A 790-nucleotide genomic window follows, 5' to 3' on the forward strand; every position below is an offset into this window, starting at 1 on the left:
GATAATAGCTGCGAGTGGCTGGTTTATTTCGTGTGCGATGGAAGTTGTCAGCTCTCCTAATGCCGTTACACGCGTCACATGCGCCAGCTCCGCCTGTGCCTTTCGGAGTTCCTGTTCGGCTTGATCGGCACGAATGGTCGCGGTGATGTCAGTGCTGACGCCACGGTAGCCGAGAAAATTGCCCTTTCCGTCAAAAAAAGGCTTGCCACTCGTGCGGACATAGATCGGAGATCCTGTCCGATTCACGGTGCGGTAAACCAGATCCCGAAACGGAAGATGGGCCTCCAGCATCGCCCGATGCTGCCGCCACTTCTCGGGTTCTTCTTCGACGTCGCACGCGATCTCCCAGCGAAGCAGGCCCATTAATCCTGTCGCCAAAATTCCCGCAGCGCTGGTGTGCTCGGACAAGTGAGTGACGTGATGATCCGGCCCGGTCTCCCAGAGCCAGTCGGAAGCTGTTTCGGCGTAGTCGCGAAAGCGCTGTTCGCTTTCGCGCAGCGCGGCAAGTGTGTTTTCCAGGCGTTCCCTAGCTGCGTGTTGCTCGGTCACATCCATATGTGTTCCGATCAGCTCGGTGACGTTACCGTCGCTGCCGACCACCACGTGCGCAACGGAGTGTATGCGTCTTATCCCGCCATCTGGTAGAAGAATACGAAAATCATATTCGAACCGCTCCTCCTTGTGTTCAATCGCCTGACGCTGCACCTCCTGTAGCCGCGGCAAGTCGTCCGGATGGATGCGCGATCGAATGGTCTCGATCGATACTGGCTCTTGTGGGCTAAAGCCAAAC

The 790-nt window shown here is 57.1% G+C and carries 1 protein-coding gene; it reads right to left on the reverse strand.

The genetic code is table 11. The annotated features are described in order from the left end of the window. The coding region (locus tag XI03_RS01575; protein WP_271591097.1) for a PAS domain-containing protein at window positions 1-790 on the reverse strand (790 nt) is incomplete at both ends.

Origin of the sequence: Bradyrhizobium sp. CCBAU 65884, assembly GCF_028128835.1 — a bacterium.
Taxonomy (GTDB): domain Bacteria; phylum Pseudomonadota; class Alphaproteobacteria; order Rhizobiales; family Xanthobacteraceae; genus Bradyrhizobium; species Bradyrhizobium ottawaense.